Below are 12,503 nucleotides of genomic sequence, written 5' to 3'. Positions count from 1 at the left end.
GGCGGCCCGGCCCCCTGCCCGGAATAGGCCGCAGCGGCGGCGTGCCTGCAGCAAGTCTGACGGCAACCACGCTCCGGACTAAAACAGATTAACGTTGAGAATGCACATTCTCAATATTTAAGACACGCTCACTTCGGCGCTTAACAGTGCAAATAAATTGCGTTTACTTACGCAGCCGCCAGAGCAGTTTCACAATGAAAATGCCCTGACGGCATGGCTTGCCGGGCGGCAGACAGCACCGGCCAAGGGTACGGTTATATGTCACCGGGCAGATAAGGCCCTGATTATGGTATAAATAACGGCGGGCCTGCTCCAACATACGTTTGGACTACGCAATTGGGCCGAACCCTGAACGCCGGGCAAGCAGAACGCGATATTGTGCAAAAAAGTACGCAAGTATTGCAGTCCGGCGGTAAAGGGGCTTGACGCCCTTTGCGCTTCCCCTTTATATGAAACAGCCTTATCCGTAAGGCGCGAGGGCGGAATGAAAGCACAGGAATTGTTCAGGAAGCACAAAAGTGAAATTGTTCGCCTGTGGGCCGAGGGGGTGTTTGACACCTACCCGTTTGAAACGACAGGTTTTTTGCGCACGCGCAACGATCCTTTTGCCAACCCTGTCGCCCATATGACCAAAGAGGCGGCCGGGGCGCTGTATGACGCCATGGCCGGTGAGCATGTTGATCCTGGGCAGACAAAAAAGGCCCTTGAAAGGTTTATCAGGCTGCGCGCTGTGCAGAAGTATGCCCCCAGCCAGGGATTGGGCGTGTTTTTTCTCATGAAGCCCATTCTGCGCACGCATCTTTTGCCCGAGTTCATAGCGCTTGGCGACACAGCCTCCTACATGGAAGCCGAATCGCGCCTGGACAGTCTCACCCTGCTGGCCTTTGACATGTATACTGAGGCCCGCGAGGTCGTGGCAGACCTGCGCATAACAGAAATTCGCAACCAGTACGCCCAACTGGCGCGCTGGGCGCAAAAGCTGGAAGGCGGCCCTTCGCATCCGGCGGATTAACGCTGAACCCCGCATTCTCCTGCCTGCGTCATGCCTGGCGGGTCTTTGGAGTGTGCGGCCCAGGCATTTCTCAATATCCCGTGGTGGGCTTTTGAGGCAACTTTAGTGGAAGTGAGGTAGGGAATGTTCAATTCATTACTGCTGGTGCTGCTCATAGGAGCCATCGCCTGGGCGGGAGCGGCCGTAGGGCTTGCGCCTCTGTTCGGCGTTGTGCTGCCTTATGTCGCAGTCGTCGTTTTTATCGTCGGTGTTATCTGGCGCATGGTGTACTGGGCCAAATCGCCAGTACCCTTCTCCATCCCCACCACCGGCGGCCAGGAAGTTTCGCTTGATTTCATCAAGCCCAACCGGCTCGACAGCCCCAGCAACACCTGGGACGTGGTTCGGCGCATGTTTCTGGAAGTGTTTTTCTTCCGTTCGCTGTTCCGCAACACTGTTGCCGATGTGCGCGAAAATGACCCCATCAGCAACGGGCCGCGCACCATCTATTTTTCCTCCAAGTGGCTCTGGGTGTTTGCCCTGCTGTTCCACTACTGTTTCCTGCTGGTTTTCATCCGCCACTTCCGCTTCTTCATGGAGCCCATCCCGTCCTGTATTTCCTTTCTGGAAACCATCGACGGCATCATGCAGGTCGGTTCGCCCCGCTTTTTCATGACCGGCGGACTGGTGCTCGTGGGCGTGCTCTTTCTGCTTGGTCGCCGTATTTTCGACCAGCGCCTGCGCTATATCTCGCTGTTCAACGACTATTTCCCGCTGTGGCTTATTATCAGCATCATCAGCTCCGGCCTGTGCCTGCGCTATTTCGACAAGACCGAAATCGCCCAGGTCAAGATTTTCGTCATGGGCCTTACGCATTTTGCGCCCGTGTCCACCGCCGGCATCAACGCGCTGTTCTTCACCCACCTTACTCTGGTGTGCGTACTGCTGATCTACTTCCCCTTCTCCAAGCTCATGCATATGCCGGGCGTGTTCTTCAGCCCCACGCGCAACCTGGCTAACAATTCCCGCCGGGTACGCCATATCAACCCCTGGAATCCGCCCAAGCAGTACTTCACCTACGCCGAGTACGAGGATACCTACCGCGAAGCCATGGCCGAAGCCGGGCTGCCGCTGGAAAAGCAACCCGAAAAGGCCGCCGAGTAAGGAGTCTTCATCATGGCAAAATTACCTACACCGCAAATGCTTGTCGCCAGCCGTCCGGATTTTCCGGCCGAAGACTGGCTTGACGTCAAGCCGGAATTCACGCCGGGCAGCTTCTGCTATCCGGCCAAAAAAGATACCATGGAACTGCTGCACATGCCCAATCCCCACGAGTGGGACCCGGCTGCAGAAGACTGGAATCTGCCCGAAAACTGGGAAGAAATCCTGTGCGACGCCTTTGCCGACAGGCTTGAGAAGCACCGCTCGCTCAAGCTCTTTATGGACATCTGCGTGCGCTGCGGCGCCTGTGCGGACAAGTGCCACTTCTTCCTCGGCACCAACGACCCCAAGAACATGCCCGTGCTGCGCGCCGAGCTTCTGCGCTCGCTCTACCGCCGCGACTACACCATGCTGGGCAAGCTTCTCGGCAAAAAGGTCGGCGCTCGCGGCTGGGACATTTCCGTAGTCAAGGAACTGTTCTACTACGCCTACCAGTGCACCGAATGCCGCCGCTGCTCCCTCTTCTGCCCTTACGGCATCGACACCGCTGAAATCACCGCCATTGTGCGTGAACTGATGCATGAAGTGGGCCTTGGCACACACTGGATCATGGACCCGGTGAAAAACTGCAGCTTCACGGGCAACCACCTGGGCATCCAGCCCCACTCCTTTGTGGAAATTGTGGAAATGCTGGCCGATGACTGCGAAACCATCACCGGTATCCGCCCCAAAACGCCCTTCAACGAAAAGGGCCACGAAATCCTGTTCATCACGCCCTCTGGTGACGTGTTTGCCGACCCCGGCATCTACACCTTCATGGGCTACCTCATGCTCTTCCACGAGCTTGACCTTGACTACACCTTCTCCACCTATGCTTCTGAAGGCGGCAACTTCGGTTCCTTCACCTCCTTCAACATGGCGAAGAAGCTCAACGCCAAAATGTACGCCGAAGCCGAACGCCTGGGTTCCAAATGGATTCTGGGTGGCGAATGCGGCCACATGTGGCGCGTGATCAACCAGTACATGGATACCTACAACGGCCCGTCGCCGGCCAATATGGAAGTTCCCGTGTCGCCCATCACGGGTACGGTGTTCAAAAACGCCGCCTCCACCAAGATGGTGCACATCGCGGAATTTACGGCCGACCTGATTCACCACAACAAGCTGAATCTGGATCCCAGCCGTAACGACCATATCGTCACCACCTTCCATGACAGTTGCAACCCCGCACGCGCCATGGGCCTGCTGGATGAGCCGCGCTACGTGCTGAATGCCGTGTGCAACCACTTCCACGAAATGCCCGAAAACACCATCCGCGAGCAGACCTTCTGCTGCGGCGCCGGTTCGGGCCTGAACACCGAAGAAATCATGGAACTGCGCATGCGCGCCGGTATGCCCCGCGGCAATGCCCTGCGTTTTGTGCAAGAAAAATACGGCGTCAACCACATGGCCTGCGTGTGCGCCATCGACCGCGCCACCTTGCCCCCGCTTGCCAACTACTGGGCGCCCGGCGTCAATGTGAGCGGGCTGCACGAACTGGTGGGCAACGCCCTTGTCATGAAGGGCGAATGCAAGCGTACCATGGACCTGCGCCAGGAAGATCTGCCCAACGTGGCGGATGATGAGGATGCGCCCGAAGCGCAGGGGGAGGGCCAATAAATGTATAACGCCAAAGCAGTTATCGTCGGAATCGTCATCTTTGTGGCCCTGTTCACCTCCCCTTTCTGGTTGAGCATGATGGGGCAGGACTATAAGAGCACAGGCATTGAGCTGCCCAAGGGCGAAAAGGAATGCATCGAGGACGTGCAGTTCATGCGCGACCAGCACATGCGCCTGCTCAATGAATGGCGCGATGAGGCCCTGCGCAAGGAAAACCGCGTTTATGTGGCGACCAGCGGCAAAAAATGGAACATCAGCCTGCAGAATACCTGCTTGAAGTGCCACAGCAACTACAAGGAATTCTGTGAAAAGTGCCATACAGCCAACGGCGTTGATCCGTATTGCTGGACTTGCCACATCATTCCCCAGGGGAGCAAGTAATGAACAAGAGCAGAAGAAGCTTTCTGAAAGTGGCGGGCTTTTCGGCCTTTGCCCTTACCAGCGGCATGGCTGCCCTGTCTGGCGTGGCCCAGGCGCAGATTGCCCCCGGCAAGTATGAACGCGCGGCCAACGCCCTGCACGCCAAGCGCTGGGGCATGGTTATCGACACGCGCCAGTTCAAGGGTCCCGAAGACTACAAGCCCCTGATCCAGGCGTGCCACAGCTTCCACAACGTGCCGCACATTCCTGACAATCAGGACATCAAGTGGCTCTGGCTGGACAGCTACGCCCATGTCTTCCCTGACGACATGAATGCGCACCTGAACACGCACACCCGCGAGTCCATGTATCCGCTTTTGTGCAACCACTGCACCAATCCGCCTTGTGTGCGCGTGTGTCCCACTCAGGCCACCTACAAAATGGACGACGGCATTGTGGCTATGGACTACCACCGCTGCATCGGCTGCCGGTTCTGCATGGCCGGCTGTCCCTACGGCGCGCGCTCGTTCAACTTCAAAGACCCGCGCAAGTTCCTGGCGAACCCCGTGCCCAATCCCGAATATCCCACGCGCATGATCGGCGTGGTGGAAAAATGCACGTTCTGCGCTGAGCGTCTGGCCGTGGGCCAGATGCCCGCCTGCGTGGAAGCAGCCAATGGCAAGATTCTTTTCGGCGACCTGGAAGACCCCAATTCAACGGTGCGTCAGGCTTTGGCGACCAACTACAGTATTCGCCGCAAGCCCAGCCTGGGCACACAGCCCGGCGTTTACTACCTCATCTAGGGAGAACAGGCCATGCTTGAAAAATTGCTCGACGGTCCCAAGACCTTCTACATGTGGCTGCTCTTTCTGCTCGTCGTCATCGCGGGTTGCGGCCTTGTGTATCTGGATCAGTTGTACAACGGTCTCTCCGTCACCGGCCTGAGCCGCGACGTTTCGTGGGGACTGTATATTTCGCAATTCACCTATTTCGTGGGCGTGGCTGCCTCGGCTGTTATGCTGGTGCTGCCCACCTACTTCCATCATTACAAAAAATTCAAGCGCATGATCATTTTCGGCGAATTCATGGCCGTGGCGGCCGTGGTCATGTGCGCGCTGTTCATCGTGGTGGACCTGGGCCAGCCCCAGCGCATGCTTAACGTCATGCTCCACCCCTCGCCCAATTCCGTCATGTTCTACGACATGATGGTGCTCATCGGCTACCTTGGCCTCAACATCATCATTGGCTGGGTCACCCTTGAGGCCGAAAGGCACGAGATTGACCCGCCCAAATGGATCAAGCCCCTTATTTACCTTTCCATCCTGTGGGCTTTCTCCATCCATACGGTTACGGCCTTCCTGTACGCAGGCATCCCCGGCCGCCATTACTGGCTCACCGCCATCATGGCTGCCCGCTTCCTGTCCTCGGCGTTCTGTTCCGGTCCCGCCATCCTGCTTCTGCTCATGATGGTGCTGCGCCGCCTGACCAGCTTCGACCCCGGCAAGGAAGCCGTGAAAACCCTGACCACCATCATCGTTTATGCCATGTGCATCAACGTGTTCTTCTACCTGCTGGAAATCTTCACCGCCTTCTACAGCGGCATTCCCGGGCATGAAGAACCCATCCACTTTCTCTTCTTCGGTCATGAAGGACATCTGACCTGGGTGAGCTACTGGATGTGGGGCGCCGTAATCATGGCCTTTGCTTCTCTGGCCCTGCTTATTCCGCCCAAAATGCGCGAAAATGCCAACGTGCTGCCCATCGCGCTCATCATGCTGGTGCTGGCCTCGTGGATCGACAAGGGCCTCGGCCTGCTGGTCGCGGGCTTCACTCCCAACATGTTTGAGGCTTTCACGCCGTATATGCCTTCGGCCAAGGAAATTGCCGTTGCTCTTGGCGTGTACGCCATCGGCGCCCTGGTGCTCTCCCTGCTGTGGAAGATCGCCCTTGGCGTCAAGATGGAAGTGAACCACATGCACGACTAGACCACGCCGCAGTGCGGATGGTAAAAATCCGCGCTGCCGCAGATAAACATTTTCAATGTCTGTCTGCGCAAGGCCCGGCAACGGCCGGTCAGTCTCATAAAAACAAGCCCCTGCGCGGATATGCCCGCGCGGGGGCTTTCATATACGCGCACATTGTGATAAAATGAACTTATTGGCTTACAATGTTGAAAATATGCCATGAAAAGATCTGCCCGCATGATGCAGCAAGCACACCAACAGTGCGCGCAAACACAGCAGACGGTTTTTGTGTCGCATGACGGCAAGTCCCCACAAAAATGCATGCCGGCTCCTCACGGCCTGAAGTCCAGGTCATCGGCTGTACAACAAGGCGACATGCTTGACTTTCACAGGTCTCAAAAGGCATAGTGCAGGTCAATGCCGCCATTTTTTTGCAAGGAGATCAAGATGAAGCAAGCGCTCAAAGACGCCATAACCATTTGCAAAACTTTTTTGCGCAACGGTTATGACGCTCACGTCATCAACGCCCCCTTGCAGGAACATCTGCTCGAAAGGGCCGAGCAGCCGGCTGTAGACATTGCCTGCGAACCCGATATGGACACGCTGTTCAAGCTTTTCCCCAAGGCTCAGGCCGCGCCTGAAAAACGCGCTCTGGCTGTTATGGAAGAGAACGGCGTCATATACCGTTTTTATCCCCTCGAAGTGGCCGCAGCCGGGCATCCCGAGCTTTCGCTCATCAAGATTACCCCCACCATGATTGACCTCATGAGCCACGACGAGCGCCACAAGCTGCGCCTCACTGGCTTCAGCACCCCCGAATACACCGGCGATGTGTATGACGGCTTTGAGGACATCAAGAGCGGAGCCATCTGCCTTACCGGCCTGCCCGACGAAACCCTGCGGCACGATTACCTGCTGGCCGTGCGCGCGCTGCGCTTTGCCGCCAACTTCGACCTGCCCATCGAGCCGAACACCTGGCTGGCAATTGTGCGCGCCTCCACCCGTGTGCTGGACTACGTTCCCGCCACGGACATTATGGACGAATGGCGCAAGGTTTCCGCTGAAAACATGCACCGCTTCGTGCGGCTTCTCTTTGACGCCCATATTCTTCAGAGCCTTATCCCCGAAGTGGCGGCTCTTTCCTGCCTGACCCAGATGCGCAACAAGGAAGGCGACACTGAAAATGTTTTCGAGCACACCCTTGAGTGCATGAAACGTTACCCCGAAGAAGATTTCCATTACGACTGGCTCGGAACAATGGCCATGCTTTTCCACGACGTGGGCAAGCTGTATACGGGTGAATACTTTGACGGCCAGTGGACCTACTACCAGCATCACCGCGTGGGGGCCAAGGTTACGCGCAAGATTCTGCGCCGACTGCACTTTGCCCAGGAAGACATTGACCTGCTCTGCCATCTGGTGCGCAATCACATGCGCTTCCACTTCATGATGACCGACCGCGGCATTCGCCGTTTCAAGGCGCTGGACGATTACCCCCGTCTTATTGCCATGGCCCGGGCCGACCTCAAGGCGCGTGACGGCATCCCCACATCGTTCAACCACAATATGAAGTATCTTGACCGCGCTGAAACGCCGGAACAGATGCTGGAACCCCTGCTCAACGGCAATGAAATCATGAACGAAACCAAGCTTTCGCCCGGCCCGCAGGTGGGGATCATCCGTGACGCCCTGCTCAAGGCCCAGGTTGCCGGGGAAGTGACGGACCTGGAATCGGCCGTGAGTTTTGTGCGCGCGTATGCGCGAAAATCTGTAGGATAATGGCTGAAAGCCCTTGCAGCTGAAATAGCTGTTTATTGAGGCCGTCTCTGAAATGGGACGGCCTTATTTTTTTTGATGGGGCGGTCTTATTATTTTGGGGGTGATTGCACGCGAGGGGGGGGGCACTGCTGTTGCCTCCCAATTTCGCCTCCCATTAGGTTGCACGAAATGTGCCCTGCGCGCACGACTTCCTTCATCGAGTGCACGTTCATTTGCCAGCTGGTGCAATCCCTTGATGATATCCTGCGCGCTGTACGACGTTCTATCACAATGCCCTCCTTCTTGAAGGAAGATGATAGCGACTGCGGCGCATCTGTTTTTCATGGGCCAGCTTGGCAAAGTCGTCCTGCAATCATTTGCCAGCAAGGATTTGAGACAAGTCCTTGGAGATCATTTCAGGTGTGAAATGCTCCAATGTTTCTCGGTGGTCTCAGAGTATTTTAGAGCCTTCAGGGCAGTGCAAGGGCAGCAGGCAGTCACGCCTTGCGGCGCTTGAACCATTTGCACACAACACGATGTCAATTTGATTTTATTCTATCTTTTACCGTTTGTTGCACATGTTGATAATCACAGCAAAGTGATTGAAATAATTCTTTTTGTTGTATGGACAGTGCTTCATCGCTAAGTTTTGAAAGATGCTGATGGCGATGCATAATAAAACTAGATACTTGCTGCAAACCACTTGAAGGCGTGGGGGTAAATTTTTTCGCCAGCAGCAGAAAAGATACACTAAAATACTGCTCTGCCAGCGCAAGATGATTATCGTCAGTGTTAGCGTTTTCTGCAAACGTTGCGGCCTTCAGTATGGCTTTAGCCGCTTCTTCCATCAATTTCAGGGCAAATGGAGGCGTACTTGTAGACAGGGCGCAGGCACTACGGATGGTACCCGCGCCATGCGCCAGCCAGCCGAAAAATTTCCCCGCCCGGGGGAAGCCCGGATTTTCATTCAACAGCGCGCTGATTTTGAAGCGCAGCGCACTGCTGTGGGCCAGTTGTTGTGCCTGCTGACTTATCATGCTTGAGCCGTGCAGGCGGTAAATAACCAGTCCGTCGAGGTTGGTTCCCATACGTTTACCCAACGCGGCGCAACGCAACCAGTAATCATGATCCTCACAAGCTCTCAAGTCTGTATTAAAGAATCCCGTTGTCTGTACGGCTTTTGCCCGCAACATAAAAGTGTGAACGGGCGAGATAACGCTGTGGCATAGATGCATGTCAAGATGACCAGATCTTAACGGCCACAAATAACATGAATGCTTTTCTGGATTATCCTTGTCTTGCGTTATCTGAAGACTCAGGCAGACGCTGATATCCAGTTCTGGATGGTCCATAAAGTTGTTCAGCTGACTTGCCAACATGCCGGGTGTCAGCAGGTCGTCCGCATCCAGAAATACCATATACTCGCCACCCGCTGCCCGGATGCCAGCATTGCGCGCCGCTGAAAGCCCCTGATTTTTTTGATGGATATAGCGAATATTCGCCCCCATGCCTCGGGCAACGGTGGCAGTGTTGTCCTGGGATCCATCGTCCACAACAATAATTTCCACTGACAGTCCGCTTTCTTGCTGTCTCAAAACGCTATTAACGGCATCTGGCAAAAAATGAGCATAGTTGTAGCAGGGGATGATGATCGAGATGAGAGGCATTGAAGGAGTCATTATCTTTCCTTACACGGGCGGCCCTGAAACTGAATGAAACAATGATGCTCTTATAAAGCAAAAGGCAGCCGTATCGTTTCAAAAAACTGATCAAAAGCACTAATAAATAGTATAAAGCCGTAGCGTCTATCGTCAATCCTTTTAAAATTTTCATATTAAAACCATTCCGCTGCTAGCACCAGGCACGCGCAATAGCGAAGGCAAGGGCAGGAAAACTGTTCAAAATCGTTTCATCGTTCATCACAGTGTAATATTATGATTTTATTATACTATTTTCCAGAGATTCGTCTGTTGCCGGATGTGCCGCGCATGACAGGTGTCATCGATGGGGTGCGGCAATGGCCCGCCGTTACAGTGAGCCACGTCGGCCACAATGATCCACAGCCATTGTTTCCTGGTTCACAACGCTTTTGTCCGAAAGCGATGGCCGTCATGAAAGTCCTTCTGCACCGGGTGCACGACCATGCCCTGCCCGACAGCAGCGCGTGCATTCTGGTCCCCATCTGGCCGAGGGGCATCACAAAGGCCGCCATCAACTGGGTCGCATGGCTGAATGGTATTGCCCCCTCCAATGACTTGCGCAAATGGTTTGACCACGACATAGAAAAATGGACAGAGTTTCAAAAACGCTATGCGGCCGAACTTGTCGCCTGCGGCCCCCTCGCCCTTCTGCCCGAACTTCCCACGGCACACGATATGATGGTCTTTCTGTACGCCGCAAAAAACCTTGTGAATGGACGCGACAAAGAGGGATTTTTCGTGAAGCCATTTTAAATCGCGTTGAATTCGCCTGGCCCCCAAATTGCGGCTCGTCGCGCAACTCCAGAATGAACTTTTCATGGTCAAGCCCGATCCTGGCGGATGGAGAACGATGTGGTCGTCGGCTTTGGCTTTTCACGGCATCAATGCCCTGAGCCTGATACCGTTTCCACCATTTACGCAGAGCCAGACGGGAGATTCCACAACGCCGACTAACAAGACCTCCGCCCCCTGATTCCTCGTAAAGCTTTATCCACTGACGGCGTTGCCGGACTTCTTTTTCCATTAAAGAAAAAATATCGGCAAATTGGATGATGGTTATGAATCACATACGTTACCGCCACCATCCATTCGCCGCGGGCTTTCCATCAACAAATCCCCTTGTACTCTTCCCCTCCACCCGGTAAACAAAAGGCGGGCCTTACGCACAGGGCGCGGCCGCAACCGTAACACAGGATGCACAGTCCGGCAGGACCATGACAAATCTTCTCAATCTCACACTTCCCGAACTGGAAGCATGGATGCAGTCAGAACTGGGCGAGCCGAAGTTCCGCGCCATGCAGTTATGGCAATGGATATGGCAGCGCCTGGCGCGTGATTTCGACACCATGACCAACATATCCCGCCCCTGCCGCGAGCTTCTGGCCGCCAAGGCCTGTATTGTCTGGCCGGAAGTTGCCGCCGTGGAAGAAAGCCGGGACGGAACCACCAAATTTCTGCTGCGCCTTGAAGACGGCGCGCAGATAGAAACCGTGCTTATCCCGTCTGATTCGCGTGAAGGCGTACGCCGCTGGACACAATGCCTGTCCTGCCAGGTGGGCTGCGCCATGGGCTGTACCTTCTGCGCCACAGGGCAAATGGGCTTTGAGCGCAACATGACCATGGGTGAAATCCTCGGCCAGATTCTGGTGGCCCGGGAATATCTGGGAGACACCCGCCTGCACTGGCCCATACTGCGCAACCTTGTTTTCATGGGCATGGGCGAACCCTTGCTGAACCTGAAAGAAGTCATGCGCTCGCTCGAAAGCCTTAATAACGACAAGGGGCTGGGATTTTCTCCCCGCCGCATCACGGTTTCCACCTGCGGCATTGAAAAGGGGCTGAGAGAACTGGGCGAATCCGGTCTGGCCTTTCTGGCCGTATCGCTGCACGCCCCCAATCAGGCCGTGCGCGAACGCATCATGCCCAAGGCTGCCCGCTGGCAACTGAACGACCTTATGGCTTCGCTCAGATCCTATCCGCTCAAAACGCGCGAACACATCACGTTTGAGTACCTCATGCTCGGCGGCGTCAACGACAGCCTGGAACACGCCAAAGAGCTGGCCCCCCTGGTCAGTTCGGTCAAGGGCAAGCTGAACATCATCGTGTACAACGCTGCGGAAGGTTCCCCGTATAAAGCCCCCAGCGAAGAGCGCGTGCTGGCGTTTGAAAAATACCTCTGGAGCAGAGACATCACCGCCATTATCCGCAAAAGTAAAGGGCAGGACATCAAGGCGGCTTGCGGCCAGCTCAAGGCCGCCAGACAGACGGATACGTCCGAAACGACCCAAACGACCGACACAAGCAGCACAAGCGCCGATTCTTAGAGCAGATTAACATTGAGTCGGTGTTCTGCCCCAAAATACGTCTTCTGCTCCACCCTCTGCCCCCGGCCGCTCCTTCGACCTGCCTGCCAGAAAAACTCCTGGAACAGGCTGAAGCCATAATAAAAGTTTTGGGGGGTGGGGGCGTGGGGGAGGAGACCCTTTTACAAAAGGGTCCCTCCCCCACAAACTCTTTCAAATATAAAGGCCCGGCCTTTTACAGACCGGGCCGCTTTAATTTGCCATTACTGCCGGTTGATTGATCCGCATCAGCTCTTAAAAGCCTGCTTGCCAAGCTCCAGTGCCTTCAGGTTCACTTCCTGAAGCTTCGAGGGCAGGAATTTTTTAATGGCCGCCTCCAGCGCATCCACGCCAAAGGGCAACACACCGGAGGCACACACCGCGCTCAGGAGCACCGTATTGCCGCTCTGCACCGAACCTGCCTGCCTGCCCAGTTCGCGGCAGGGAATGAAAAGACACTGTCCCGCCGCCGCGCGCACGCTGGATTCAATATGCGCCATGTCGGGATATACGGCCTTGCCCAACGACACGCCCACGGGCGGCAGCGCATCGCTGCTGGAAAAAACCG

General features: G+C 55.5%; 11 protein-coding genes and 1 pseudogene. 9 read left to right on the top strand and 3 right to left on the bottom strand.

What is annotated here, in order from left to right; all coding sequences use genetic code 11:
- Positions 1-484 precede the first annotated feature (484 nt).
- From V6C16_RS03695 to V6C16_RS03665, 7 genes are all read left to right on the top strand, one after another.
- Positions 485-1,012: an RsbRD N-terminal domain-containing protein gene (locus V6C16_RS03695; protein WP_333536668.1), complete on the top strand. Its 528-nt coding sequence runs from the start codon at positions 485-487 to the stop codon at positions 1,010-1,012.
- 123 nt (positions 1,013-1,135) lie between these two features.
- On the top strand, positions 1,136-2,155 hold the full coding sequence (dsrM, locus tag V6C16_RS03690; RefSeq protein ID WP_333536669.1) for a sulfate reduction electron transfer complex DsrMKJOP subunit DsrM: 1,020 nt from the start codon (positions 1,136-1,138) through the stop codon (positions 2,153-2,155).
- A 12-nt stretch (positions 2,156-2,167) separates the two neighbouring features.
- Complete coding sequence (gene dsrK / locus V6C16_RS03685; protein ID WP_333536670.1) at positions 2,168-3,811, top strand: sulfate reduction electron transfer complex DsrMKJOP subunit DsrK; 1,644 nt, start codon at positions 2,168-2,170, stop codon at positions 3,809-3,811.
- A complete protein-coding gene (dsrJ, locus tag V6C16_RS03680) occupies positions 3,812-4,192 on the top strand; it encodes a sulfate reduction electron transfer complex DsrMKJOP subunit DsrJ (protein ID WP_333536671.1) in 381 nt (126 codons plus the stop codon).
- A complete protein-coding gene (gene dsrO / locus V6C16_RS03675) occupies positions 4,192-4,974 on the top strand; it encodes a sulfate reduction electron transfer complex DsrMKJOP subunit DsrO (RefSeq protein WP_333536673.1) in 783 nt (260 codons plus the stop codon). The genes dsrJ and dsrO overlap by 1 nt, the downstream gene beginning before the upstream one ends.
- A 12-nt stretch (positions 4,975-4,986) precedes the next feature.
- Positions 4,987-6,156, top strand: coding sequence for a sulfate reduction electron transfer complex DsrMKJOP subunit DsrP (dsrP, locus tag V6C16_RS03670; protein ID WP_333536674.1), 1,170 nt, complete (start codon positions 4,987-4,989; stop codon positions 6,154-6,156).
- Positions 6,157-6,582: 426 nt separating this feature from the next.
- Positions 6,583-7,914 carry an HD domain-containing protein gene (locus tag V6C16_RS03665; protein WP_333536675.1) on the top strand — a complete coding sequence of 444 codons (1,332 nt, stop codon included), beginning with the start codon at positions 6,583-6,585 and terminating at the stop codon, positions 7,912-7,914.
- Between the two features lie 518 nt (positions 7,915-8,432).
- Here the strand turns inward: V6C16_RS03665 and V6C16_RS03660 are convergent.
- Positions 8,433-9,572, bottom strand: a complete 1,140-nt coding sequence (locus V6C16_RS03660) for a glycosyltransferase family 2 protein (protein ID WP_333536676.1) — start codon at positions 9,570-9,572, stop codon at positions 8,433-8,435.
- A 432-nt stretch (positions 9,573-10,004) separates the two neighbouring features.
- Between V6C16_RS03660 and V6C16_RS03655 the strand changes: the two genes are divergently transcribed.
- Positions 10,005-10,346, top strand: coding sequence for a DUF488 domain-containing protein (locus V6C16_RS03655; protein WP_333536678.1), 342 nt, complete (start codon positions 10,005-10,007; stop codon positions 10,344-10,346).
- On the opposite strand, the pseudogene V6C16_RS03650 reads toward V6C16_RS03655, so the two are convergent.
- Positions 10,290-10,617, bottom strand: a pseudogene (locus tag V6C16_RS03650) (helix-turn-helix domain-containing protein); the annotation flags it as partial. The gene V6C16_RS03655 and the pseudogene V6C16_RS03650 sit on opposite strands and share 57 nt — an antisense overlap.
- 190 nt (positions 10,618-10,807) lie before the next feature.
- Here V6C16_RS03650 and rlmN point away from each other — a divergent pair.
- A complete protein-coding gene (gene rlmN / locus V6C16_RS03645) occupies positions 10,808-11,917 on the top strand; it encodes a 23S rRNA (adenine(2503)-C(2))-methyltransferase RlmN (protein WP_333536679.1) in 1,110 nt (369 codons plus the stop codon).
- A gap of 266 nt (positions 11,918-12,183) precedes the next feature.
- Here rlmN and V6C16_RS03640 read toward each other — a convergent pair.
- Positions 12,184-12,503: 2-oxoacid:acceptor oxidoreductase family protein (locus V6C16_RS03640; RefSeq protein WP_333542777.1), on the bottom strand; the 320-nt coding region annotated here is incomplete at its 5' end.

Source organism: Desulfovibrio sp. 1188_IL3213 (genome assembly GCF_036763145.1).
Taxonomy (GTDB): Bacteria; Desulfobacterota; Desulfovibrionia; order Desulfovibrionales; family Desulfovibrionaceae; genus Desulfovibrio.
This window is presented reverse-complemented; position numbering and strand designations above follow the sequence as displayed.

Coding starts and splice junctions, on each gene's coding strand:
- V6C16_RS03695 (WP_333536668.1), top strand. CDS start 485: ATGAAAGCACAGGAATTGTTCAGGAAGCACAAAAGTGAAATTGTTCGC.
- dsrO (WP_333536673.1), top strand. CDS start 4,192: ATGAACAAGAGCAGAAGAAGCTTTCTGAAAGTGGCGGGCTTTTCGGCC.
- dsrP (WP_333536674.1), top strand. CDS start 4,987: ATGCTTGAAAAATTGCTCGACGGTCCCAAGACCTTCTACATGTGGCTG.
- V6C16_RS03660 (WP_333536676.1), bottom strand. CDS start 9,572: ATGACTCCTTCAATGCCTCTCATCTCGATCATCATCCCCTGCTACAAC.
- V6C16_RS03655 (WP_333536678.1), top strand. CDS start 10,005: ATGAAAGTCCTTCTGCACCGGGTGCACGACCATGCCCTGCCCGACAGC.
- V6C16_RS03665 (WP_333536675.1), top strand. CDS start 6,583: ATGAAGCAAGCGCTCAAAGACGCCATAACCATTTGCAAAACTTTTTTG.
- dsrK (WP_333536670.1), top strand. CDS start 2,168: ATGGCAAAATTACCTACACCGCAAATGCTTGTCGCCAGCCGTCCGGAT.
- rlmN (WP_333536679.1), top strand. CDS start 10,808: ATGACAAATCTTCTCAATCTCACACTTCCCGAACTGGAAGCATGGATG.
- dsrM (WP_333536669.1), top strand. CDS start 1,136: ATGTTCAATTCATTACTGCTGGTGCTGCTCATAGGAGCCATCGCCTGG.
- dsrJ (WP_333536671.1), top strand. CDS start 3,812: ATGTATAACGCCAAAGCAGTTATCGTCGGAATCGTCATCTTTGTGGCC.